At 65.8% G+C, this 22,279-nt stretch carries 20 protein-coding genes; 12 read left to right on the top strand and 8 right to left on the bottom strand.

Annotated features, from left to right (window positions below; genetic code table 11):
• Nucleotides 1-135: 135 nt before the first annotated feature.
• Nucleotides 136-1,338 carry a DUF3142 domain-containing protein gene (locus PFLCHA0_RS30735; protein WP_015637566.1) on the top strand — a complete coding sequence of 401 codons (1,203 nt, stop codon included), beginning with the start codon at nucleotides 136-138 and terminating at the stop codon, nucleotides 1,336-1,338.
• The gene (locus tag PFLCHA0_RS30730) at nucleotides 1,325-3,475 is read left to right on the top strand and encodes a hypothetical protein (protein ID WP_015637565.1); all 2,151 of its coding nucleotides are present in this window, start codon (nucleotides 1,325-1,327) and stop codon (nucleotides 3,473-3,475) included. The genes PFLCHA0_RS30735 and PFLCHA0_RS30730 overlap by 14 nt, the downstream gene beginning before the upstream one ends.
• 173 nt (nucleotides 3,476-3,648) lie before the next feature.
• Here PFLCHA0_RS30730 and PFLCHA0_RS30725 read toward each other — a convergent pair whose 3' ends face one another.
• A complete protein-coding gene (locus PFLCHA0_RS30725) occupies nucleotides 3,649-4,263 on the bottom strand; it encodes a LysE family translocator (RefSeq protein WP_015637564.1) in 615 nt (204 codons plus the stop codon).
• A 159-nt stretch (nucleotides 4,264-4,422) separates the two neighbouring features.
• Between PFLCHA0_RS30725 and PFLCHA0_RS30720 the strand changes: the two genes are divergently transcribed.
• Nucleotides 4,423-4,896, top strand: coding sequence for an Lrp/AsnC family transcriptional regulator (locus tag PFLCHA0_RS30720; RefSeq protein ID WP_011064366.1), 474 nt, complete (start codon nucleotides 4,423-4,425; stop codon nucleotides 4,894-4,896).
• A 5-nt stretch (nucleotides 4,897-4,901) separates the two neighbouring features.
• Here PFLCHA0_RS30720 and PFLCHA0_RS30715 read toward each other — a convergent pair whose 3' ends face one another.
• From PFLCHA0_RS30715 to PFLCHA0_RS30690, 6 genes are read right to left on the bottom strand one after another with little or no spacing between them, the layout of a single operon-like run.
• A complete protein-coding gene (locus tag PFLCHA0_RS30715; RefSeq protein WP_011064365.1) occupies nucleotides 4,902-5,834 on the bottom strand; it encodes a phosphatidate cytidylyltransferase in 933 nt (310 codons plus the stop codon).
• 1 nt (nucleotide 5,835) lies between these two features.
• On the bottom strand, nucleotides 5,836-6,459 hold the full coding sequence (locus PFLCHA0_RS30710; RefSeq protein WP_011064364.1) for a lysophospholipid acyltransferase family protein: 624 nt from the start codon (nucleotides 6,457-6,459) through the stop codon (nucleotides 5,836-5,838).
• A 9-nt stretch (nucleotides 6,460-6,468) separates the two neighbouring features.
• Entirely contained in the window at nucleotides 6,469-6,924 is a 456-nt protein-coding gene (locus PFLCHA0_RS30705; RefSeq protein ID WP_015637562.1) for a hypothetical protein, read from the bottom strand.
• Entirely contained in the window at nucleotides 6,914-8,260 is a 1,347-nt protein-coding gene (locus PFLCHA0_RS30700; RefSeq protein WP_015637561.1) for a phosphatase PAP2/dual specificity phosphatase family protein, read from the bottom strand. Before PFLCHA0_RS30700 ends, PFLCHA0_RS30705 begins: the two co-directional genes overlap by 11 nt.
• Nucleotides 8,260-10,017: a bifunctional alpha/beta hydrolase/class I SAM-dependent methyltransferase gene (locus tag PFLCHA0_RS30695; protein WP_011064361.1), complete on the bottom strand. Its 1,758-nt coding sequence runs from the start codon at nucleotides 10,015-10,017 to the stop codon at nucleotides 8,260-8,262. The genes PFLCHA0_RS30700 and PFLCHA0_RS30695 overlap by 1 nt, the downstream gene beginning before the upstream one ends.
• Nucleotides 10,018-10,027: 10 nt before the next feature.
• Nucleotides 10,028-10,651: a CDP-alcohol phosphatidyltransferase family protein gene (locus PFLCHA0_RS30690; RefSeq protein ID WP_011064360.1), complete on the bottom strand. Its 624-nt coding sequence runs from the start codon at nucleotides 10,649-10,651 to the stop codon at nucleotides 10,028-10,030.
• A gap of 245 nt (nucleotides 10,652-10,896) precedes the next feature.
• On the opposite strand from PFLCHA0_RS30690, the gene hflK (PFLCHA0_RS30685) reads away from it, so the two are divergent.
• From hflK (PFLCHA0_RS30685) to cfaB, 8 genes are all read left to right on the top strand, one after another.
• On the top strand, nucleotides 10,897-12,846 hold the full coding sequence (gene hflK / locus PFLCHA0_RS30685; RefSeq protein ID WP_015637560.1) for a protease modulator HflK: 1,950 nt from the start codon (nucleotides 10,897-10,899) through the stop codon (nucleotides 12,844-12,846).
• Nucleotides 12,843-13,886 (top strand): protease modulator HflC, encoded by a 1,044-nt coding sequence (gene hflC, locus PFLCHA0_RS30680; RefSeq protein WP_015637559.1) that lies wholly within the window; start codon nucleotides 12,843-12,845, stop codon nucleotides 13,884-13,886. Before hflK (PFLCHA0_RS30685) ends, hflC begins: the two co-directional genes overlap by 4 nt.
• Nucleotides 13,883-14,941, top strand: coding sequence for a protease modulator HflK (gene hflK, locus PFLCHA0_RS30675; protein WP_015637558.1), 1,059 nt, complete (start codon nucleotides 13,883-13,885; stop codon nucleotides 14,939-14,941). Before hflC ends, hflK (PFLCHA0_RS30675) begins: the two co-directional genes overlap by 4 nt.
• Nucleotides 14,938-16,842 (top strand): cation-translocating P-type ATPase, encoded by a 1,905-nt coding sequence (locus PFLCHA0_RS30670; RefSeq protein ID WP_015637557.1) that lies wholly within the window; start codon nucleotides 14,938-14,940, stop codon nucleotides 16,840-16,842. The genes hflK (PFLCHA0_RS30675) and PFLCHA0_RS30670 overlap by 4 nt, the downstream gene beginning before the upstream one ends.
• A 118-nt stretch (nucleotides 16,843-16,960) precedes the next feature.
• The gene (bufA2, locus tag PFLCHA0_RS30665) at nucleotides 16,961-17,212 is read left to right on the top strand and encodes a BufA2 family periplasmic bufferin-type metallophore (protein WP_011064355.1); all 252 of its coding nucleotides are present in this window, start codon (nucleotides 16,961-16,963) and stop codon (nucleotides 17,210-17,212) included.
• A gap of 65 nt (nucleotides 17,213-17,277) precedes the next feature.
• A complete protein-coding gene (gene bufB, locus PFLCHA0_RS30660) occupies nucleotides 17,278-18,123 on the top strand; it encodes an MNIO family bufferin maturase (protein WP_015637556.1) in 846 nt (281 codons plus the stop codon).
• The gene (locus PFLCHA0_RS30655) at nucleotides 18,114-18,902 is read left to right on the top strand and encodes an HvfC/BufC N-terminal domain-containing protein (protein ID WP_015637555.1); all 789 of its coding nucleotides are present in this window, start codon (nucleotides 18,114-18,116) and stop codon (nucleotides 18,900-18,902) included. Before bufB ends, PFLCHA0_RS30655 begins: the two co-directional genes overlap by 10 nt.
• Nucleotides 18,903-18,986: 84 nt before the next feature.
• The gene (cfaB, locus tag PFLCHA0_RS30650) at nucleotides 18,987-20,174 is read left to right on the top strand and encodes a C17 cyclopropane fatty acid synthase CfaB (RefSeq protein WP_015637554.1); all 1,188 of its coding nucleotides are present in this window, start codon (nucleotides 18,987-18,989) and stop codon (nucleotides 20,172-20,174) included.
• A gap of 9 nt (nucleotides 20,175-20,183) precedes the next feature.
• Here the strand turns inward: cfaB and cls are convergent, their stop codons facing one another.
• Nucleotides 20,184-21,623 (bottom strand): cardiolipin synthase, encoded by a 1,440-nt coding sequence (gene cls, locus PFLCHA0_RS30645; protein ID WP_015637553.1) that lies wholly within the window; start codon nucleotides 21,621-21,623, stop codon nucleotides 20,184-20,186.
• Between the two features lie 131 nt (nucleotides 21,624-21,754).
• Here cls and PFLCHA0_RS30640 point away from each other — a divergent pair, with 131 nt between their 5' ends.
• The gene (locus PFLCHA0_RS30640) at nucleotides 21,755-22,279 is read left to right on the top strand and encodes a DUF3617 domain-containing protein (protein WP_011064350.1); all 525 of its coding nucleotides are present in this window, start codon (nucleotides 21,755-21,757) and stop codon (nucleotides 22,277-22,279) included.

Below are 22,279 nucleotides of genomic sequence, written 5' to 3'. Positions count from 1 at the left end.
GGTTGTAAGTGAGGGGGGAAGGCCCTGCGGTTCTTTTCGCTGCCTCGCGGGCCCGGCAGCGGCTACAGGCGATGTCGATCAGGTGTATGGCGCCCGGTATTCCGGGGCTTTTGCGTTAAAGGGAATCAACGATTCATGCTCCCCCGGTTTTTGCTCCGTCTTTGCGCCGTGCTGGTCTGCGGGCTGCTGCTCAATGCCTGTCGTCATGAAGAGGGGCCGCCCCTGGATCAGCAGCTCTATATCTGGCAACGCCAGTGGACCCCGGCCCACGCCGACGCCCTGGCAGGCTCGCGGGCGGACTTTTCCACCGTCCGGGTGCTGGCCCTGCAGGCTTTTCCACAGGCCGGCTGGAGCCGGGCGCGGATCGACGCCGCCTTGCTCAAGCAAGACGGTCGCCCACTGATTGCGGTGGTGCGCCTGGATGGCCAACTGCCGTCCCTGAACCAGGACGACATCCTCCAGCAGGTGCAGCAACTGCTGGCCGACTGGCAAGGGCAGGGCCTGACCCTGGCCGGCCTGGAGATCGACCACGATGCCGGCAGCGCCCGGCTGCCGGCCTATGCCGGGCTCCTGCGGCGGCTGCGCGAGGTGCTGCCGCAGCAGCTGGCCCTGAGCATCACCGCGCTGCCCGCCTGGCTCGACAGCCGCGAGTTGCCCGGGCTGCTGGCTCAGGTCGACAGCAGCGTGCTCCAGGTACATGCGGTCAGCGACCCCCGGCGCGGGCTGTTCGACCCGCACCAGGCTGAACAATGGGCCAGGCGCTGGGCTGGGGTAAGCGACAAGCCGTTCTACCTGGCCCTGCCTGCCTACGGCGTGGCCTTGCTGCCCGGCACCGCCCAGGCTCCAGTGGTGGAAAGCGAGGCGCCCATTGCGCGCCGGGGCCAGCGTCGGGAGCTGATGGCCGACCCCGAGCAACTGAGCCAACTGGCCAAGACCCTGCGCAATGATCCGCCGGCCCATCTGGCCGGGCTGATCTGGTTTCGCCTGCCGCTCAAGGGCGATGTCCGCGCCTGGAGCCTGGATACCCTGCGCGCGGTGGCCCGTGGAGACGTGCTGGACAGCCGCTTGGGCATCAGCCTGCAGGAGCAGGACGGTCTCTTCGATATCCGCTTGGACAACCCGGGCAATCTCGACCGCCCTTTGCCTGAACAACTGACCCTGGCCGTTGCCCAATGCGACGGATTCGACGGGCTGGGCGGTTATGCCGCCGAGCTGCGTGACGGCCAGCTGCTATTGACCCGCCAGCAGGCCGGCCGTCTGGCGGCGGGCGGCACCCGGGCCGTGGGCTGGGCCCGCTGTACAAAAATTGACCAAGGAGCTGCACATGTTCGTCCCTAGATCCCGCTACCTGCTGTGCCTGAGCCTGTGCCTGCCCTTGGCCCCGGCCTTGGCGTGCGGCCCGACCTTTCCCATGCGCCTGCTGGGGGATCGCCCGCAGACCCTGGCGCAGTTGCCGGAAGGCAGTTTCCTGTTCGAGGTCAGCCGCCTGGGCAAGCCCATCGTCGGGCTCAAGCCAGTCGTCCAGGATGGCTTCAGCCGCGATTACAACCTGCCTGAAAGCTATGAGGTGCAGGAGCGTAACTGGGCCGAACAGCAAGGGCTGGACGACGCCCAGAAAACCCTGGTCAGGCAGTTGCGCACGCTCAATGACCCGCGCCTGGCGGAGCAGCAAGGGGCCAGCCTGCCGCCGGAGATCAACCTCTACACCGCGGGCGCGGTGGCCTTCAGCGCCGGGGATCACGAGCGGGCGGCAGAGTATTTCCGCAAGGTGCTGGCGCTGCCCGCCGAGCAGCGGGCGCTGCGCAGTACCTGGGCCGCCTATTCCCTGGGCCGGGCCCTGCAAGCCATCAGTGAAGAAGCCAACGAGCTGGATGATCAGGGGCGCAGCGACACTTTGCTGGCGGCGCGCCAGGCGTTCGCCCAGACCCGCCAATTGAATATCGACGGCTTCAGCGACCCCCTGGAACTGGGCATCGCCAGCCTGGGGGAAGAGGCGCGCATTCTGAAGAACCAGAACCACTGGAGCGAGGCCATCGACCTGTATGCCAGCCAGAACCTGATGGGTTCGGACGTCGGCTACAGCTCGCTGAAGCAGGTGGTGGGGGAGTTGGGCGGCCTGTCGGACGCGCAGTTGCGCGAGCAGCTCAAGCAGCCTTCGGTGGCGCGCTTGCTCACCGCTTCGCTGGTCTCGCACCTGGGCTGGTCCTTCGGCGAACGGCCGGAATCCGAGGTGAAACTGATCAAGCTGCTGAGCCAGGGCACCGCCGGCACTTTCGACAACGCCGACCGCCTGGCGGCGCTGAATTACCAGAACGGCGATTTCGTCACCACCCAGCAGTTGCTCGAACATGCCGGCGACGGCGGCCTGGCCTGGTGGCTGCGGGCCAAGATGGCCGTGCGCAACGGCGACAAGGTGGCGGCTGCCGCGGCCTATGCCAAGGCCGCCGCGGCTTTCCCCCGGGAAGAGAGCTGGGGCTTTCGCGGTGATTACGACGGCAACTACGAAGACCTCAAGCCGGGCTGCCGGGTAGAAGGCGAAAGCGCCGTGCTGGCCCTGGACCGTGGCGACTATGTGCAGGCGTTCGAGCTGCTCTACCGCAGTGGCGACATTTACTGGCACGACGCGGCAACCGTGGCTGAGCGGGTGCTGACCCTGGATGAACTCAAGCATTTCGTCGACACCCAGGTTCCGGCGCCGCCGCTCGTCCCCCAGCAGCCCGATGCCTACTACGAGAGCCTGCCGATTGCCGCCCAGGTGCGCGAACTGCTGGGCCGGCGGCTGTTGCGCGAGGGCCGCTACGAAGAGGGCTGGGGCTACTTCTACACCCCCGAGCGCCAGGCTATCGCCAAGGCCTACGGCGAGTACCGGCGCAGCGCCGAGTCGGCCTGGCTGCCAACACGGCGAGCCGAGGCCTATTACCAGGCGGGCAAGCTGGCACGGGCTTCGGGGATGGAAATCCTCGGCTACGAGATGGGTCCGGACTACCACAGCCTGTGGGGCAGCTACAGCCTGGAAATCCCTCCGGTACAGGCCGGCCCGCTGATCAGTGCCGACGAAGTGCAGCGCCAGCAGGCCACCACTGCCGAACCCGATGTGCGCTACCACTATCGCTACGTGGCCGGCGAGCTGGGCAACCAGGCGGCGGACTTCCTGCCCCACACCAGCCAGGCCTATGCCGCGGTGCTGTGCAAGGCGGCGCGCTGGACCCGGGGCAGCGATGCCGAGATCGAGTACTACCGGCGCTATGTGCAGAACGGTCCCTTTGTGGAGTGGGCCGGCAACTTCGGCATGAACTGTGAGGAACCGGACTTCGGCAGCGCCAACAAGCGCTACCTGACCCAGTGGCTGGACGCATCCCGTTCCGCGGTGGCCGAGCACAGGCTGGCTGCCGGCGCCGGTGCCGGCGTGCTGCTGTTGGGGGCGGCCTACCTGTTCCGACGCCGCCGCGCGGTGTCCTCGCACAAGGCGACATAAAAGCGTGCCCAGGATCCTGTAGCCGCTGCGGCAGGCTGCGTACGAGCTGGGCGGCACTCCGACGCAGCGGTCGCGGCGATTTCTGGGGCGAACATTTTGCCGGGGATCGCCAGGCAAGGTCCTGCGGACCTTCGCGCAGCTTCGCCGAGGCTCGGCAGCGGCAACAGGTGCCGTCAGGCCTGCTGGACGAACGTCAGGCGCAGGGCGAAGCCGATCAGCAGGCTGCCGAACAGCCATTGCTGCACTCGTTGCGCCGACGGGCTGCGCTGCATCCAGCGGCCCAGCCCGGCACCGGCCAGGGCGTAGCAGCAGTCGAACAGGCCGCCCACGGCCACCAGCAGCACCCCCAGGGTCATGAATTGCGGGACCACCGCACCGGCCTGGGGATCGACGAACTGCGGCAGCAGTACCGAACAGAACAGCAATGCCTTGGGGTTCAGCAGGTTGGTCAACAGGCCGCGCTGGATCGCCTCGCGCCAGCGCAGGGGCGTGGCTGCGGCGGTGCCGGGCTCAAGGTTGGGCAACAGGTTCGCCCGCAGGCACTGGATACCAATCCACAGCAGGTAGGCGGCGCCCGCCAGGCGTACCAGGTCGAAGGTCCAGGGCGCGGCCTTGAACAGCGCCGCCAGGCCCAGCGCGGCCAGGGCCACATGGCAGCCGCGGGACAGGGCCAGGCCCAGCGCGGTGGCCAGAGCCTGGGCCTTGCCCTGGCGGGCGCCGGTTTGCAGCAGCAGGATCATGTCGGGGCCGGGCAGCAGGTAGACCACCGCCAGAGCCAGGAAATACATCCACAGTTGCGCCACCTTGCACCCCCTTCGTTGTCGAGTCGGTGCGCCCAGTTTAGGGCCACAGGGCAGGGCAGGTGCTTGCGTAATCAACCAACGGGAAAGCTGAAATTGGCATAATGTTCCACTAATGAACGGAATCACCATCTGGATATGCCAAACATGAAACTTGATGCCTATGACCGCAAGATCCTCGCCGCGCTGCAGCGCGATGGTCGCCTGAGCAACGTGCAACTGGCCGAAGAGATCGGCCTGTCGCCGTCACCCTGCCTGCGCCGGGTGCGCATGCTGGAAGAGGCCGGGGTGATCCGTGGCTACCAGGCCACCCTGGACCGCGACGAGGTGGGCCTGGGGCTGACCGTGTTCGTCGGGGTCAAGGTGGAGCGACACAACGATGCCGAGGCCGAAGCCTTCCGCCAGGCGGTATTGCAGTTGCCGGAGGTGATCTCGGCGTTCCTGGTATCGGGTGAATCGGATTTCCTGCTGCAAGTGGTGGTCCCGGACCTGCGTGGCTATGACCGCTTCCTGACCGGCCACTTGCTGAAGATCCCCGGGGTCAGCGACATCCGCAGCAACTTCGCGATTCACACGGTGAAAACCCCGGGGCCCCTGCCATTGGGGCATCTACCGGGCTGAAGGGTTCAGGTCCACCAGTAGCGCACCAGGTGGAAGAAGATCGGCGCGGCGAAACACACCGAATCCAGGCGATCGAGCATGCCGCCGTGGCCCTCGATCATGTGCCCCCAGTCCTTGACCCCGCGATCGCGCTTGATCGCCGACATGACGATGCCGCCGGCAAAGCCCAGCAGGTTGATCAGCAGGGCGATGAGGAATGACTGCCAGACATTGAACGGGGTGATCCAGAACAGCGCCCCGCCGATCATCGAAGCCAGCAGGATGCCGCCGACAAAGCCTTCCACGGTCTTGGACGGCGACAGGTTGGGGGCGATCTTGCGCTTGCCAAAGAGTTTTCCACAGACGTACTGCAGCACGTCCGAGAGCTGCACCACGATCACCAGGTAAGCGATCAGCAGCAGGTTGCGGCCTTCATAGCCGGCGATGTCCAGGGTCAGCAGGGCGGGCACGAAGGACACGCAGAACACCGCGATCATCAGCCCCCACTGGACCTTGGAGGCACGCTCCAGGAAGTGCGTGCTGTCGCCACCGAGCGACGCGAGGATCGGCAGCAGCAGGAACACGTAGACCGGAATGAAGATCGAGAACAGCCCGTACCAGTCGGAGTAGATCAGCAGGTATTGCAGGGGCAGGGCCAGGTAGAAGGCCGCCACCAGGGCCGGATAGTCGCTGCGCCGGGTCGGGGTCAGGGTGAGGAATTCCCGCAGGGCGTAGAACGACACCGCATAGAACAGCAGGATCACCGCCGCGGTGCCGAGCCAGAAGGCGATACCGATCACCAGCACCATCACCCACCAGGCATTGATCCGCGCATTGAGGTTGTCGATCACCGGGTTGGGCGCGCCACGGGTGCGCCACTGGAGGATGAAACCGATCAGCGAGGCCAGCACCAGAATGGCGCCGATGCCGCCGAATAACATCAGGGTCTGCTTATCCATCTCAGGCGTGCTCCGGGGCCAGGGCCAGCAGCGCGGCGCGGCTGCGTTCGAGGAAGTGTTCCTTGGTTTCGTCTTCTTCCAGGGTCAGGGGGGCGCCGAAACTGGTGGTGCACAGCAGCGGCAGGGGCAGGAAGCGGCCCTTGGGCATGACCCGGTTGAGGTTGGCGATCCACACCGGAATCACCTCAACCTGTGGATAACGCTTGGCCAGGTGGTAGATCCCGCTCTTGAACGGCAGCAGGCCGTCTTCGGGGTTGCGCGTGCCTTCCGGAAAGATGATCAGCGAGTCGCCGTTCTCCAGGGCATCGATCATGGGTTGCAGGGGGTTGTTATCCACAGCCTCCTTGCGCTCGCGGTCGATCAGCACGCCGTTGAACACCCGATTGATGATGTAGCGACGCAGGTTGCTTTTCTGCCAGTAGTCGGCGCCGGCCACGGGCCGCGTCAGTTTGCGCAGGGCCGGCGGCAGGGAGGCCCAGAGCAGTACGAAGTCGCCGTGGCTGCTGTGGTTGGCGAAGTAGATCCGCTGCACCGCGCGCGGTGCCGAGCCCAGCCACAGGCTGCGGGCGCCGGTGATGCTGCGGGCGGCGGAGGTGATGAGATTGGCGACCAGGGGTTCGAACATGGGCATTCCTTATCCGGCAAAGGTCAGCCAGGGGCTGACCAGGATCACGCTCAGTATCACCAGCACTTGTGCTGCCAGCAGTAATGCCTGGCGGCGCAGCAGGCCCAGGGCCCCGCGGCTGCGTTGGTCCCAGGGCCGGCCGCCGCGCTGCGCGGGTTGCAGGCCGAGGGCGCTCAGGGCCTGGTCCAGGGCCTGGGTACTGTGTTCCAGGGTAGTTGGGGCGTCGGCCACGCGTTGAAACAGGTCGGCGTCGAAGGCTACCCGCAGCGCCAGGTACTTTTCCACAAGCCCCAGCAGCACCAGGGCCAGGCTGACCAGCAGCCCGCCCAGGGTGACGCTGGTCAGCAGGTACTGGCCCAGGCCATACAGCGCGCCGAGCAGGGTCAGGCCTGTGGATAACTGATCCAGGGCGCGGCCCCGGCGCAGCAGGCTGGCCACGCTGTAGAGCTGCATTTCAGTGGACATGGGCCGTTCTCCCGGCGCTGCTCAGGGCTTGCAGCGCCTGGCGGTGGGCGGGGTGCAGGACGATCTGCGGGCGGGCTCGCTGGATCTGCACGATGGCGGCATCCACCGTGGCTGCCCGGCCGCTGTGCAGCAGCCAGGCGGCAATCGCCGTGGCGCTGCGCGAATAACCCAGGGCGCAGCACACCAGCAGCGGCCCTTGCAGGCGCAGGCGTTCGATGGCGTGGGCGGCGGCCAGGCACTGCTCGGCACTGGGGGCACACAGGTCCAGCACCGGCAGGCTCTGGTAGGCCCGCAGCCCGCGGCTGTCCAGGGACAGCTCGGCGCACAGGTCGAGCACGGCGTCGAACGGGCTGTCCTTGAGCTCGGCCGGTGTCGGCAGGCGCCCGAGCCAGACGTTATCCACAACCGGGTCCGGCTGTGGATGTTTTTTTGTCCACAGCCGCGAGTTGATCCAGGCCGCCGCCAGGTAAGGCGCCAGCAACCAGCGTGCAGCGGGGCTGAGGCTGCCGTCCTGGCGCTTCTGGAAACCCTCGGCACCCAGCAGGGCGTAGTTCAGGGCCACCAGCAACAGCGCCACGCCGGGCCAGATCAGCCACAGCGCGGCGCCGCCCCAGGCAAAGGCTGCCCCGGCGAACAGCGCCGCACCCAGGCCATAGCGCAGGGCCAGCTGGCGGCGCTTCGGGTCCTGGGTCGCACGGGCACTGAACAATGGGCTGGGACGGTCCAGCGGCCATAGCCAGACACACAGCCAGCCGGCCAGGGCGCCTGTGGGTACATCGATGAAGTGGTGTTGATAAGTGCTCAGCACCGAGACCCCGATCAGCGCGAACCAGCCATGCACCAGCCAGCGCCAGAAACCCTGGGTATGCCGTGCGTAGCAGACCCAGAGCACCACCAGCAGGGCGATGTGCAGCGACGGCGCCTGGTTGAAGGGCTTGTCGAAGCCGGCCAGCACCGCGAACAGCCAGCCGAAAACCCCGTCCAGTTCCGGCCGGGAGAAGGTGAAGCTCAATGGCCAGATCAGGAAGCAACTGACCGCGATTACCTGGGCGGTGAGCAGGCGCAGGGCGTGGCGCTTGAGCTCGTCACGGCTGCGCGGCAACAACAGGGAGAAGCCGTAGAGCAGGTCGATGGACCAGTAGGGCACGATGGTCCAGGCCCAGAACGGCATGTGCCGTTCCCAGTCGAAGACCATGCTGCCGACATCGTCGCGCTGGGCGGTGACCCAGGTGGCGAAGCCGTAGGTGCTGAAGAACAGCGGTGCCAGCAACAGCAGCCAGAGCACCGCGGGTTTCAGCAGGCCCGGCTCCCGGGCCGGCAAGGCGCCTGCGGCCATCATTGCACCCGTTGCGCCAGGGATACGCTGAAAATCCCCCATTCATCCACACGCATGGTGACCTTGCGAAAGCCGGCGGCCTCCACCAGTTGGTCCATCTCCGCCTGGGTGCGGCGGCGCATGACCCAGGCCTGGCCTTCGCGGTGGCTGGTCAGGGCGCGGGCGATCAGTTCCAGCTGCGGGTGCCACGGCTGGCCGGTGTACACCAGGTAGCCGCCGGGCTCCACGGCACTGGCCAGGCCCGCCAGGGAGCCGCCGACCATCTGGTTGTCGGCGAACAGCTCATAGAGCCCGGAGACCACCGCCAGGGTGGGTTTCGGGTCCAGGGCTGCGAGGTCCTCGCGGTCGAAGGCGTTGCCTTTGACGAAGCGGGCGATGTCCCCCAGGCCTTTCTCCTGGATCAGCGCACTGCCGTCGCGCACGTTGATATCGCTGTAGTCGCGCAGCAGGATCGACTCCGGCAGCGGGCTGACCCCTTGCAGGGCTTCGAGGATGTAGCGGCCGTGGCCGGCGGCGATATCGACGATGCGCACTTCGCTGTTTTGCTCACGGAGTTTTTCCATGGCCAGGCGCAGCAGTTCTTCCACATGCAGCTTGCGCTGGCGGATGCCGCGCCAGCCGATGGAGTTCAGGTAGTTCTGGTCGATCATCCGGCCCAGTGCGGAATGCCCGGTGGGGCGGTTGCGGTAGACGTAGTCCAGGGTGCTGCCGGAGTCGAAACCGGTGTCGAAGCCCAGCTTGACCCCCGCCGACAGCTGGCTGCCCAGGCGCATGCTGGCACGGGTGGCGCGCCAGTACAGGTCGCGCAGGGAATTGTGCGGCAGCGGCGCGGCCAGGGCTTCGGACTCGGCGCAGGTAACGCCCAGGCGGTCGGCGTCCAGCAGGGCAGGGCGGTTCAGCGGGCGCTCGAAATTCTGCAGGATGAAGCGACGGATGCTGGCCATGGCCGGCGCCCGGTTCTTTTCCCCCAGGGTGTCGTGGAAGAAGCCCGGGAGGATGTGCTTTTCCTTGTGCAGGCTGCCCAGGCGCTCGAAGAACTGCTCCTGGGGCTTGCGATGCACCACGAAGTCGGAGCCGGAGATCAGCAACTGGGTCGGCACCTGGATCGCCTGGGCGTCGGCTACCACCCGGTCTGCCGCTTCATACAGGCCCAGCAGTACATTCACCGAGATCGCCTTGGTGATCAGCGGGTCGCTGTCATAGCTGCGGACCCGCTCCGGGTCGTGGCTCAGGAAGCGCGCCTTGACGTAGCTGTTGACGAAGAAGTTGCCACGAAAGCGCCGCATCAGGGCCAGGCCGGGCCGGGCGAAGGGCACGTACAGCTTGACCTTGAACGCCGGCGAGGCCAGCACCAGGGAGCGGATGCGCGGCGCGTAGTCGTGGACCCAGGTGGACGCGATCACCGCGCCCACGCTCTGGGCCACCACGGCGATGTTTTCCTCGGCGATCCCGTGGGCGCTGCCCAGGTGATCACAGAAGGTCTGCACGTCGCGCACGCTGGTAGCGAAGCTCGGGCTGTCGCCACGGGCGCCCGGCGACTGGCCATGGCCACGGGCATCCCAGGCGAAGAAATCGAACTGGGGCAGGTTCAGCTCTTCCACCAGGTGGGCAATGCGCCCGGAGTGTTCGTGACCGCGGTGGAACAGCATCACCGCTTGCCGCGGTTCGCCAGGGGCCACTTCAGTGGCTGGCCAGTGGCGGTAGAACAGTTCGACACCGTCATGGGTTCGGAACGTCTGGTGTTGAGCGTCGCGCATAGCCATTTCCTTATGCAGAGGGAGCATTGTGCTGAACTTCTTTGAGGCCCTGGCGGACCCGATTGATCAGGGTGTAGACCAGCAGTGCGGCGACCAGTGCCAGCACGCCGTTTATCCACAGGGCGCTGAGCCAGCCCAGGGCGATGCCGGTGGCCAGCACGCCGAGGATGAAGGCGCGGTCGCTCTTGCCCATGGGCCCGTCGTAGCGCCGCGAGGCCCCGACCATGGGCCCGAGCACCCCGGCGTACTCACTGAACAGCGCCAGCAGGGTCACGGCCAGCACCAGCAGCAGGCTGGCCCCGGGCAACAGGGCGAAAGGCAGGATCAGGGCGCTGTCGGCGACCACGTCGCAGAGTTCGTTGAGGTAGGCCCCCAGGCGCGATTGCTGGCCGAATTCCCGCGCCAGCATGCCGTCGATGGCATTGAGCGCCATGCGCAGGATCATCCACAGGGGAATCAGGGCGAACAGCCAGGCATGGCCGGGGAACAGGGCGATGACGGTGCCGACCAGGACCGAGATGACGGCGGCCAGGACAGTGATCTGGTTGGCCGTGGTGCCGTTGTCGTACAGGCGCTGCACCAACGGCCGCAGCAGGTTCTGAAAGCGCGGTTTGAGCTGGTAAATCGAGAGCATGATGGGACGGTTCCTTGTCGCACGCGGTGAGCAGGGCTGGATTATTGCCTTAAATGCCAGGGGGCTGACATCAGAAGTTTTGTCATGAGCAAACAGCTGTCTCTGTGTCTACGACGTACGCAATAGATGAAAAGGCATGGCGGGGGACAAAAATTTCACTCGGCTCGTTATATAGTAACGAATTGTTTCGAATTTCTTCGGCCCGTGGGTTTATCCACAGGGCCGGACCAGAGCGGCGGGGTGGTATGCAAGTCGATCTTGAGACGCAAGGTGGCGAGGTGGCTGCCTTGCCACGGTTTCAGCAGGCGGCGTCCCATGCGGCGCGTTTGCAGCGCTGGGGCGCCGCTTTGCTGGGCCTGGCGGTGCTGGGGCTGGTGGCGGCGGTGTTTGTCGATCTGTTTGCGGCGCTGACCATCTGGCCGGCACTGCTGGTGAACCTTTCGTGTGCCTTGCTGGTGGTGGTGGCCGGGCTGCAATCGGCGTGCTGGGTCAGCCGCTGGCGCGAAGAGGTGATCACTCCGGCGCCGGTTGTCACGCCCGAGGCCGTGGAGGATCGGCAGCCACAGGGCCGGCTGGCAGCTGCCCTGACCCTGCGCGGGCGGCGCCTGTTGCAGCAGATCGGCGCGCCTACCCTGTGGCTTGGTGGCTGGTCGCTGCTGATCCTGTATAGCGTGGTGCAGGTGTTCAACCTTTCGTTGCCCGCCACCGCCCTGGGCCTGGGTGCCAGCGTGGTGGCGGTGCTGGCTCTGCTGCTGGCGTTTGCCCTGCTGGTGCTGGAACGCCAACTGGCCCAGGAGCACCCAGGGGAATGGCCGGAAGCCGGCGCCCTGGCGCAGCTGCTGCGGGTGGCGATTATCTGTTTGCTGGTGAGCGCCCTGTGCCTGTTGTTCAGCAGCGACACGGCCTTGTGGCCAGTACGGCTGGCGGTGCTGACGGGGCTGCTGCCGGCATTGGTGGCCGGCGAGTTGTTGTTGCGCGCGGTGTTGTCGCTGTTCAGCCCACAGCGCGAACAGCTGGAGCCACGGCTTCTGGCCCACAGTTTTGTTGCCGACATGCTGCGTTGGCCGCCCCAACCCCTGCTCAGCCTGCAGCATGAATTGCACAACCGTTTTGGCATCGATCTGCGGCAGATCTGGGCCTTCGCCTATATGCGCCGGGCCTTTGTACCGGTATTGCTGGTGGTGTTGGCGGTAGGTTGGCTGTTGACCGGCGTTCATGAATTTTCCATGCAAAATCGCGGTATTTACGAGCGTTTCGGCAAGCCGGTACAGGTCTTTGGCCCGGGCCTGCATCTGGGCCTGCCCTGGCCCCTGGGGCGGGTACTGACGGTGGAAAACGGCGTGGTCCATGAACTGGCCACCAGCGTGGGCGAAAGCTCGCAGCCGTTTCAAGCGGCCCCCGCCGAAGGCCCGGCCCCCGCCATTGCCAACCGCCTGTGGGATGCCAGCCACGTGAATGACAAATCCCAGGTGATCGCCAGCGGCAATGCCCAGCAACAGAGCTTTCAGATCGTCAACATGGATGTGCGCTTCGTCTACCGCATCGGCCTGGGCGACGCTGCGGCGCTGGCCGCCACTTACAACAGCAGCGATGTGCCGACGCTGATCCGCAGCACCGCCAGCCGCGTGCTGGTGCACGACTTTGCCTCGCGCACCCTCGATGGCCTGCTGGGGCAGGACCGCACCGGGCTGGCCGATGACATCGGCAGGGCCGTGCAGGGCGATCTGGACCGGCTCGACAGCGGGGTAGAGATTCTTGCCACGGTAGTCGAGGCCATCCATCCACCGGCTGGCGCGGCCAATGCCTACCACGGTGTGCAAGCGGCGCAGATTGGCGCCCAGGCGCTGATTTCCCGGGAACGTGGAGCGGCTGCCGAGCAGACCAACCAGGCGCAGTTGCAAGCCAGCGTGGCCCGCGACCAGGCCCAGGCCGATGCGCGCGAAGTGCAGGCGGCGGCCCAGGCTGCCGACCTGCGCTTTGCCGCCGAACAGAAAGCCTTCGCCAGTGCGGGGCAGGCCTTCGTTCTCGAGCAGTACCTGAGCCAGCTGAGCCAGGGCCTGAGCCAGGCCAAGCTGCTGATTCTTGATCATCGTCTGGGGGGCGACAGCGCGCCGACCCTCGACCTGCGTACGTTCACCTTGCCGGCCGACCCTTCGGCGCCGCGTAAAGCCGCTCAGCCAGGAGCCGTCCATTGAGCCAGTCCTCCCATTCCCACGATCACGCCGGCCACGACCACGGGCACGGCCATCACCACCATCACGGGCATCACCACCATCATCATCATGGGGCGCCGGCCGAGGCCGGGCCTTTCCCCTGGCGGCGCATGGGCTGGGCCGTGCTACTGGTGCTGTTTGCCGTGGCCGCGGCGAGCCTGGTGCAAGTGCGCTCCGGCGAAGCCACGGTAATCACCCGCTTCGGCAACCCGGCGCGGGTGCTGCTGGAGCCGGGCCTGAACTGGCGCTGGCCGGCACCCTTTGAAGCGGCGATCCCGGTGGACCTGCGCCTGCGCACCACGTCCAGTGGCTTGCAGGATGTGGGCACCCGCGACGGTTTGCGGATTATCGTCCAGGCCTACGTGGCCTGGCGGGTCCAGGGCGACGCGGACAATGTGCAGCGTTTCATGCGGGCGGTGCAGAACCAGCCGGACGAAGCGGCGCGGCAGATCCGCACCTTTGTCGGTTCGGCCCTGGAAACCACCGCCAGCAGCTTCGATCTGGCCAACCTGGTGAACACCGATGCCAGCCAGGTGCGCATTGCCGACTTCGAAGCGCAACTGCGCCAGCAGATCGAACAGCAATTGCTTTCCACTTATGGAGTGCGAGTGGTGCAGGTGGGGGTGGAGCGTCTGACCCTGCCCTCGGTGACCCTTACCGCCACCGTGGACCGCATGCGCGCCGAGCGTGAAACCATCGCCACGGAACGTACCGCCATCGGCAAGCGCGAAGCGGCGCAAATCCGCTCTGGCGCCGAACGCGATGCGCGGATCGTCCAGGCCGATGCCACAGTGAAGGCCGCGGATATCGAGGCGCAATCCCGGGTTGAAGCGGCGCAGATTTATGGCCGCGCCTACGCCAGTTCCCCGCAGCTGTACAACTTGCTGCGCTCACTGGACACCCTGGGTACTGTGGTGACTCCGGGCACCAAGTTGATCCTGCGCACCGACGCGGCGCCTTTCCGGGTGCTGGTGGATGGCCCGCCAAACCTGCCGGGCAAAGCCGCTGGTTCGCAACCATGAATAAGGTTCCACGTGGAACAAATGAGTTGAGCAGCCCGTGGATCCAGGCCGGGCGTCTGGCATTCATCGCCTTGTACGGGGTGACAGTACTGGCGGCGCTTGCCTGGGCCTTCTCCAATGTGCGGCAGATAGACCCGCAGAACCGGGCCATGGTCTTGCACTTTGGCAAATTGGAAAGGGTGCAGAGCGCCGGATTGCTCTTGGCCTGGCCCCAGCCTTTTGAGCAGGTGGTGCTGCTGCCCGCCGCCGACCGGGTACTGGAGCGGCGGGTGGAGGGTTTGCTGCGTTCCGAGGCGGCTCTGGAAGGGGACCGGGTTGCCACCCTGGCCACGCCTTTGAACGACACCCTGGCCGGGTCCGGTTACCTGCTGACTGGCGATGCCGGTGTGGTACAGCTGGACGTGCGGGTGTTCTACAAGGTCAGCGATCCCTACGCCTATGTGCTCCAGGCTGACCACGTGCTGCCGGCCCTGGATCGGTTGGTGACCCGCAGCGCCGTGGCCCTGACCGCCGCCCGTGACCTGGACACCATCCTGGTGGCGCGCCCGGAACTGATCGGTAGCGACAACCAGGCCGCCGAGCGTCGTGAGCGGCTGCGGGGCGATCTGCTGCAAAGCATCAACCAGCGCCTGGCGCAGTTGGCCACCAGCGGCCAGGGCATTGGCGTCGAGGCAACGCGGGTGGATGTGCAATCGAGCCTGCCGGGCCCGGCGGTCAGCGCCTTCAACGCGGTGCTCACTGCCAGCCAGCAAGCCGACAAGGCGGTCGCCAACGCCCGCACCGAAGCGGAAAAGCTGACCCAGGGCGCCAACCAGCAGGCGGACCGCAGCCTGCAAGTGGCCCATGCCCAGGCCAGCGAACGGCTGGCCCTGGCCCGGGCCCAGACTGCCACGGTGCAGAGCCTGGCCCAGGCGCAGCGCAACGGCACCGACCCGGAAATGCTGCTGCGTATCTACCGTGAACGCCTGCCGAAGATTCTCGGGCAAGCCGGTTCGGTGACCACGGTCAATCCCCAAGACGATTCACGCCTGATCATTCAGGGAGCCGAACAATGACTGCCACCACCCATGCCGCGCCCCCCGCCAGCATGCTGACCTCGGCCGAGCAACGCAGCGCCGCCCGCCAGTTGACCCTGGCCATGCTCGCCCTGGGGCTTCTGGCCCTTGGCCTGGTCTGGCGCTGGCTGGCCCCAGGGCAGGTGGGCGTCAGCCAGTTGCTGTTGGGTGTCGCCTCGCTGCTGGTGGCGGTGCCGGTGATGCGCTCGGCCTGGTTCAGCCTGCGTTACCCGAGCCTGCACGGCATTACCGACCAACTGATCGCCCTGGCGATGCTCGGCGCCTGGGCCACTGGCGACCTGCTGACCGCGGCCCTGTTGCCGATCATCATGATCTTCGGCCACGTACTGGAAGAGCGCAGCGTGATCGGCTCCCAGGAAGCCATCGACGCCCTGGGCCGCTTGACCCGCAGCCTGGCGCGACAGGTACGGGCCGATGGCAGCGTCGTGGAAGTGGACAACGCCAGCCTCAAGGCCGGCGACCTGGTGGAAGTACGCGCTGGCGATCGGGTGCCCGCCGATGGTCTGGTGGTGTCCGGCCAGGCGAGCCTGGATACCGCGCCGATCACTGGCGAATCGGTCCCCCTGGAAGCGGTTCAGGGCATGCAGATATTTGGCGGCGCAATCAATCTCGATGGGCTGTTGCGTGTGCAGGTCACCCGTACCGGCGAGGAGTCGACCTTGGGCAAGGTGATTGCCCTGATGCAAAGCGCCGAGCGCGCCAAGCCGCCCATCACCCGTTTGCTGGAGCGCTATGCCGGCAGTTACATGGTGCTGGTGTTGCTGTTGGCGGCGGTGACCTGGTTCATCACCAACGATGCCCAAGCCATGCTCGCGGTGCTGGTGGCGGCCTGTCCCTGCGCGTTGGTGCTGTCGGCGCCGGCCACCGCCATCGCCGGGATCGCTGTGGCCGCGCGCCACGGCATCCTGATTCGTAGTTCGGCCTTTCTCGAGGAGCTGGCGGACCTGACCTCCCTGGTCGTGGACAAGACCGGCACCCTGACGTACGGCACCTTGCGTTTGCAGGCCATCGACAGCCCCCGGGAAGACCAGCGAAGCCTGCTCACTCTGGCCGCCAGCCTCGGCTCGGCCAGCAGCCACCCGGTCAGCCGGGCCCTGGCAGGGCTGGTGCCCCAGGAAGAGCAATGGCCACTGGGGGACATTCATGAACGCCAGGGCCTGGGGGTGGTGGCCCGTACCGAGGAGGGCGAAGCGGCCCTTGGCCGCCCGGAGCTGTTCCGCCAGTTGGGTATCGACACCAGCCCGGTGCCGGGGCACGACGGGCCGATTGCCGGCCTGGCGCTTGATGGCGAATTTCTCGGTTGGCTGTTGCTGGCCGACAGCGTCAAACCCGAGGCCCGGCATGCCCTGGGCGAGTTGCGCGAACTGGGGTTGGGCCGGCAGTTGCTGCTCACCGGCGACCGCCAGAGTGTGGCCGACAGCCTGGCGCTGGAAGTGGGAATCGCCGACGTCGAGGCCCAGGCCCTGCCGCAAGACAAGCTTGAGCGGGTACTGGAGGAGATCGACAAGGGCTTCCGGCCGATGGTGGTCGGCGACGGCATCAACGACTCCCTGGCTCTCAAGGCCGGGGTGGTGGGGGTGGCCATGGGCGCCGGTGGTGCGGACATCGCCCTGGCTTCGGCGGATGTGGTGCTGATCGGCAGCGACCTGCGACGCCTGGGCACCTGCGTGCGCCTGAGCCGTGAATGCCGGCGGACCTTGCAGGTCAACGTGATCATCGGCCTGGGCTGGACCCTGGCCATCGTCGCCTTTGCCGCGTTCGGCTGGCTGGGGGCGGCGGGGGCGATGATCGCTGCGGTGCTGCACAACCTGAGCACCTTGCTGGTGCTGGGCAATGCCGGTCGCCTGCTGCGTTTCCAGGAGCCGCTGTTGAAGCTGTAGACGCCGCCGCGCAGTTTTTTTCATCCCGGCTGTAACGCCGGGATGCTTCCTCTCTCTAGTGCTATGACGGGATTGCACAAGCACCCGCCGATCCCCTGCGACTATTGAGGAAACAAAAATGAACATGAAGAAAACCGCCGCCGGCGCTGCCCTGGCTTTTGCTGCCGCCACTCTGTTTGCCGGTGTCGTGACTCAAGCGTCTGCTGCCGATGCCCAGGTGCACTGCTACGGCGTCAACGCCTGCAAAGGGCAGAACGACTGCAAGACCAAGGACCACGCCTGCAAGGGCATGGGCGCCTGTAAAGGCCAGGGCTTCAAGGCCATGACCCAGGCCGCGTGTGACAAAGCAGGCGGCAAAGTCGGCGAGTAAGCGGCGTTCGAGTGCTGCCGCAGTGGGGTTGGCAACCACTGCGGCCACTTGGCAAGGAGTTGGCGATGTCTGAATTTTCTTCCAGCCTGGGCTATGGCCTGGGTTTGCGCAGTGCCTACTACCAGCAGATTCTCGACGAGGCGCCGGACGTCGACTGGTTTGAAGTGGTGTCCGAGAACTTCATGGTGCAGGGTGGCAAGGCGCTGTATTACCTGGATGCGATCGCCGAGCGCTACCCCATCGTGATGCACGGGGTGTCGCTGTCCATCGGCGGCCCCCATGCCCTGGACCGGGATTACCTGCTGCGGCTCAGGCAACTGGCCAGCCGGGCAAACCCGGCGTGGATCTCCGATCACCTGTGCTGGAGCCGGGGCAACGCCCATCAACTGCACGACCTGCTGCCGCTGCCCTACACCGAGGAGAGCCTGCACTACGTGGCAGGGCGAGTGCGTCAGGTGCAGGACATTCTGGAGCGCCCCCTGGTGCTGGAGAACGTCTCCAGTTATGTGCGGGCGGCGGCCGACGAGTTCAGCGAGTGGGAATTTCTCGCCGCCTTGAGCCAGCTCAGCGGCTGCGAACTGCTGCTGGATGTGAACAACGTCTACGTCAGTTCGCGCAACCATGGTTTCGATCCCTGGCACTTCATCCAGGCGCTGCCGGCGCAGCGCGTGCGGCAACTGCATCTGGCCGGGCACCAGGATTATGGCGACTACGTGATCGACACCCACGACCACCCGGTCTGCGATCCCGTGTGGGCGCTGTATCAACGCACCCTTGAACACCTGGGGCCGGTGGCCACCCTGCTGGAGCGCGATGATCATTTTCCGCCCCTGGAAGAGCTGCTCAGCGAACTGCACAAGGCCCGAGATCTCGGGCAACAGACCCTGGCCGGGAGGCAGCAATGCGCCTGAACGACTGGCAACTGGCTTTTGAAGCCTATCTGTTGGGCGAACAGGCCCAGGCCCGCGCCGTCCTGCAAGACAGCCTGATCGGTGGCCCGACCCTGGATGTCGAGACCGGCCTGGCGATCTATCACAATGCCTACATGGCCCGGTTGCAGGAGGTCATGGGCAGCGACTTCCCGGCCATCCTGCACTGGTTGGGGGATGCAGAATTCCAGGCCCTGACGCAGGCCTACATTCGCCAGTGCCCGTCCCGGCATTTCAGCCTGCGCTGGCTGGGGCAGGGCTTTGCCGAATTCATCCAGGGCCATCTGGTGCCGGAGCAGGGCGCCCCCCTGGCGGAACTGGCGCGCCTGGAGTGGGCCTTCACCCTGGCCTTCGACGCAGCCGAAGCCCAGGTGCTGACGGTGGCGGCCATGGCCGGGCTGGATGTCGAGCAATGGCCGCAGCTGCAACTGCGCCTGGCGCCCTGTGTGCAATGGCTCGACTGCCGCTACAACAGCGTGGCCCAATGGCGCGCGGTCAAGGAGCAGGCGGATTTCCCCCGCAGTGCTTTACTCGATCAGCAGCAGCTGTGCCTGGTCTGGCGAGCGGACCGGGTCTGCCGTTATCGCAGCCTGCCAGCCGAAGAGGCCACAGCACTGCGGGGCATGATCGAGCAACGGTGGAATTTTGCGGAACTCTGCGCCGGGCTGGCCGTCACTTATGCCGAGGGGGCCCCGCTGCAGGCGGTTACCTGGTTGAAACAGTGGGTCGAAGATGGCCTGGTGATGCGCAGCGAATCATAGAAAACCACTATCAAATCGATAGCCTGCTATTTTCTAGGATGGTCTACCCTCATTTCAGACGTCTGAAACAAGGGGGGATTTTCCATGCTCGCGCAACTTCCACCGGCCTTACAGAATCTGCATTTGCCTTTACGCCTGCGGCTCTGGGACGGCCATGAATTCAATCTGGGGCCGGATCCCAACGTCACGATCGTGGTCAAGGACCCGCAATTGGTGGCGCAGCTGACTCACCCTAGCCTGGATGCCTTGGGGGGCGCCTTTGTCGAGGGCAAACTGGAACTGGAAGGTTCCATCAGCGAAGTCATCCGGGTCTGCGACGAACTGAGCCAGGCCTTGCTCGACGATGACGACGGCAACCAGCCGGTGCGCTCGCTGCACGACAAGGCGACCGACGCAGCCGCGATTTCCTATCACTACGACCTTTCCAACGCCTTCTACCAACTGTGGCTCGACAGCGACATGGCCTATTCCTGCGCCTATTTCGAGACCGGAAGCGAGTCTCTGGAACAGGCCCAGCAAGCCAAATTCCGCCACCTGTGCCGCAAGCTGCGCCTGCAACCGGGGGACTACCTGCTGGATGTCGGGTGCGGCTGGGGCGGGCTGGCCCGCTACGCCGCGCGTGAGTTCGGCGCCAAGGTGTTCGGCATCACCTTGAGCAAGGAGCAGCTGGCCCTGGCCCGCGAGCGAGTGACCGCCGAAGGCCTGGACGACCTGGTGGACCTGCAACTGCTGGATTACCGCGACCTGCCCCAGGATGGCCGCTTCGATAAGGTGGTCAGTGTCGGCATGTTTGAGCACGTCGGCCACGCCAACTTGCCGGAGTACTGCCAGACCCTGTTCAGGGCCGTGCGCGAGGGCGGGTTGGTGATGAACCACGGCATCACCGCCAAGCACACCGACGGCCGCCCGGTGGGCCGCGGGGCCGGGGACTTCATCGAGCGCTATGTGTTTCCCAATGGCGAGCTGCCGCACCTGGCAATGATCTCGGCGTTCATCAGCGAGGCGGGGCTGGAAATTGTCGATGTCGAGAGCCTGCGCATGCATTACGCGCGGACACTGGATCACTGGAGCGAACGCCTGGAAGACAATCTGGAAGCCGCCGCCAGGCAGGTTCCGGAGCAGGCGCTACGGATCTGGCGGCTGTACCTGGCGGGCTGCGCCTATGCCTTTGCCAAGGGCTGGATCAACCTGCACCAGATCCTGGCGGTCAAGCCCCATGCCGATGGCAGCCATGAACTGCCCTGGACCCGGGATGACCTCTACCATCCATAAGCCTGGCCCTTAAAGGATCGGAGAAATCAGCCGCGCGACCCGCATGCCCAGTTGTTGCAGGCGGTGGGTCTGGCGGCTTTCTTCCTTGGCGATTTCCCGGGCCTTGGCGAAGTCGGCTTCCAACATGTGTTCCACTTCGGTGGCGAAGTCGTCGTCCACCGTCAGCAGCATCACTTCGAAATTCAGGCGGAACGAACGGTTGTCCAGGTTGGCGCTGCCAATGGCGCTGATTTCGTTGTCGATCAGCACCACCTTCTGGTGCAGGAACCCTGGCTGATAGCGGAATACTCGCACCCCGGCGCGCACTGCTTCAAAGGCGTACAGGCTGGAGGCGGCATAGACGATGCGGTGGTCCGGGCGGGCGGGCAGCAGGATGCGCACATCCACGCCCCGCAGCACCGCCAGGCGCAGGGCAGCGAACACCGCCTCATCGGGAATGAAGTACGGGCTGGTGATCCACACCCGCTCGGTGGCCGCGTGGATGGCCTCGACAAAGAACAGCGAGCAGGTTTCGTAGGCATCGGCCGGGCCGCTGGCCAGCAGTTGGCAGAGCACGCCGTCGTCCGGGTAGGTGTCCGGGAGGATCAGCGGCGGCAGTTCCCGGGCGGCCCAGAACCAGTCTTCGGCAAAGGACTCCTGCAGGCAGGCCACCACCGGTCCGCTGACCTGCACGTGGGTATCACGCCAGGGCGCCAGGGGCGGCTTCTTGCCCAGGTATTCGTCGCCGACGTTATGCCCGCCGACGAACCCCAGCATGCCGTCCACCACCACGATCTTGCGGTGATTGCGGAAGTTCACCTGGAAGCGGTTGAGCCAGCCACTGCGGGTGGCGAAGGCGTGCACCTGGACCCCGGCGTCGCGCAGGGTCTGTACGTAGCTGGCGGGCAGGGAGTGGCTGCCGATGCGGTCGTAGAGCAGGTGGATCGACACGCCCTCGGCGGCCTTTTCCAGCAGCAGGCGTTGCAGGCGCCGGCCCAGTTCATCGTCGTGGATGATGAAGAACTGGATCAGCACCGCCTTGTGGGAGCGGCGGATGGCATTGAAGATCGCTTCGAAGGTGGCGTCGCCGTTGACCAGCAGGCGCACCTGATTGTTGGCCAGGCACGGCATGCGCCCCAGCTTGGGCATGGCCCGCAGCGAGGCGTAGGCCTTGGAGGCGCGGGCGGTTAGGGCTTCTTCCACCCAGGGGCGCCAGTTCAGCTCATTGATGGCTTTGTGCATTTCCACATTGGCCTGACGCCGGGCCTGGATGTAGGCGTCGAAGGTACTGCGACCAAACACCAGGTAGGGAATCAGGGTCAGGTAGGGCATGAACAGCAGCGACAGGGCCCAGGCGATGGCGCCCTGGGCGGTCCTGACGGTGAGTACCGCGTGGATCGCGGCGATCAACCCGAGAAAATGCAGCAGTGCGATGAGATAGCCGAAGATGTGCGGGCCAAAATAATCCATGGGGCAGCCTTGCTCCTGAAGATTCAATGCCTAACAGACCATGTTCCACGGTGAATGTCGCTATTTTATTCTGCATGCAACACCGTGCCCCGGCTGAAGTCTAACGGCCACTATTGTCTAGGAGTCATTCGATGAAACTTCGTTTACTGGGTTGGGCCTTGGCGGCAGGGTTGGCGCTTCCGGTGGTGGCGCAGGCGCAGATGCTGCAGCCGGGGTTGTGGGAGCTGACCAGCAGCAACATGAAGATCGACGACCAGAACATGCCGGACCTGTCGCTGATTCTCGGCCAGTTGCAGCAGCAGATGACCCCGCAACAGCGGGCGATGCTGGAGAAACAGGGTGTGACCATGGGCGGCAAGGGGATTCGGGTGTGCCTGACACCGGCCCAGGTGCAGTCGGACACCATCCCGCTGCAGGACCCGCAGTCGGGTTGCCAGCAGCAGGTGACCGAACGCAGTGGCAATCAATGGAAGTTCCGCTTCAGTTGCCCCAAGGCCCAGGGCAATGGAGTGGCCACGTTCATCAGCGATCGTGAGTTCACCACCAACGTGGCCGGCACCTTCAACGCCACCGGCCTGCAGCAGAAGGGCAGCATGGACACCCGCGCGGTGTGGCTGGGCCAGGACTGCGGCACGGTCAAACCCCGCGCCTCCTGA

This window comes from Pseudomonas protegens CHA0 (assembly GCF_000397205.1).
In the GTDB taxonomy this organism is placed as follows: domain Bacteria; phylum Pseudomonadota; class Gammaproteobacteria; order Pseudomonadales; family Pseudomonadaceae; genus Aquipseudomonas; species Aquipseudomonas protegens.
Note: the sequence above shows the minus strand (reverse complement) of the source record. Positions and strands in the feature narration are given on the sequence as shown.

Bases quoted from the DNA above. Each gene is read 5' to 3' on its own strand.
- PFLCHA0_RS30735 (WP_015637566.1), top strand. From the start codon at position 136: ATGCTCCCCCGGTTTTTGCTCCGTCTTTGCGCCGTGCTGGTCTGCGGG.
- PFLCHA0_RS30730 (WP_015637565.1), top strand. From the start codon at position 1,325: ATGTTCGTCCCTAGATCCCGCTACCTGCTGTGCCTGAGCCTGTGCCTG.
- PFLCHA0_RS30725 (WP_015637564.1), bottom strand. From the start codon at position 4,263: ATGTATTTCCTGGCTCTGGCGGTGGTCTACCTGCTGCCCGGCCCCGAC.
- PFLCHA0_RS30720 (WP_011064366.1), top strand. From the start codon at position 4,423: ATGAAACTTGATGCCTATGACCGCAAGATCCTCGCCGCGCTGCAGCGC.
- PFLCHA0_RS30715 (WP_011064365.1), bottom strand. From the start codon at position 5,834: ATGGATAAGCAGACCCTGATGTTATTCGGCGGCATCGGCGCCATTCTG.
- PFLCHA0_RS30710 (WP_011064364.1), bottom strand. From the start codon at position 6,459: ATGTTCGAACCCCTGGTCGCCAATCTCATCACCTCCGCCGCCCGCAGC.
- PFLCHA0_RS30705 (WP_015637562.1), bottom strand. From the start codon at position 6,924: ATGTCCACTGAAATGCAGCTCTACAGCGTGGCCAGCCTGCTGCGCCGG.
- PFLCHA0_RS30700 (WP_015637561.1), bottom strand. From the start codon at position 8,260: ATGGCCGCAGGCGCCTTGCCGGCCCGGGAGCCGGGCCTGCTGAAACCC.
- PFLCHA0_RS30695 (WP_011064361.1), bottom strand. From the start codon at position 10,017: ATGCGCGACGCTCAACACCAGACGTTCCGAACCCATGACGGTGTCGAA.
- PFLCHA0_RS30690 (WP_011064360.1), bottom strand. From the start codon at position 10,651: ATGCTCTCGATTTACCAGCTCAAACCGCGCTTTCAGAACCTGCTGCGG.
- hflK (WP_015637560.1), top strand. From the start codon at position 10,897: ATGCAAGTCGATCTTGAGACGCAAGGTGGCGAGGTGGCTGCCTTGCCA.
- hflK (WP_015637558.1), top strand. From the start codon at position 13,883: ATGAATAAGGTTCCACGTGGAACAAATGAGTTGAGCAGCCCGTGGATC.
- PFLCHA0_RS30670 (WP_015637557.1), top strand. From the start codon at position 14,938: ATGACTGCCACCACCCATGCCGCGCCCCCCGCCAGCATGCTGACCTCG.
- bufA2 (WP_011064355.1), top strand. From the start codon at position 16,961: ATGAACATGAAGAAAACCGCCGCCGGCGCTGCCCTGGCTTTTGCTGCC.
- bufB (WP_015637556.1), top strand. From the start codon at position 17,278: ATGTCTGAATTTTCTTCCAGCCTGGGCTATGGCCTGGGTTTGCGCAGT.
- PFLCHA0_RS30655 (WP_015637555.1), top strand. From the start codon at position 18,114: ATGCGCCTGAACGACTGGCAACTGGCTTTTGAAGCCTATCTGTTGGGC.
- cfaB (WP_015637554.1), top strand. From the start codon at position 18,987: ATGCTCGCGCAACTTCCACCGGCCTTACAGAATCTGCATTTGCCTTTA.
- cls (WP_015637553.1), bottom strand. From the start codon at position 21,623: ATGGATTATTTTGGCCCGCACATCTTCGGCTATCTCATCGCACTGCTG.
- PFLCHA0_RS30640 (WP_011064350.1), top strand. From the start codon at position 21,755: ATGAAACTTCGTTTACTGGGTTGGGCCTTGGCGGCAGGGTTGGCGCTT.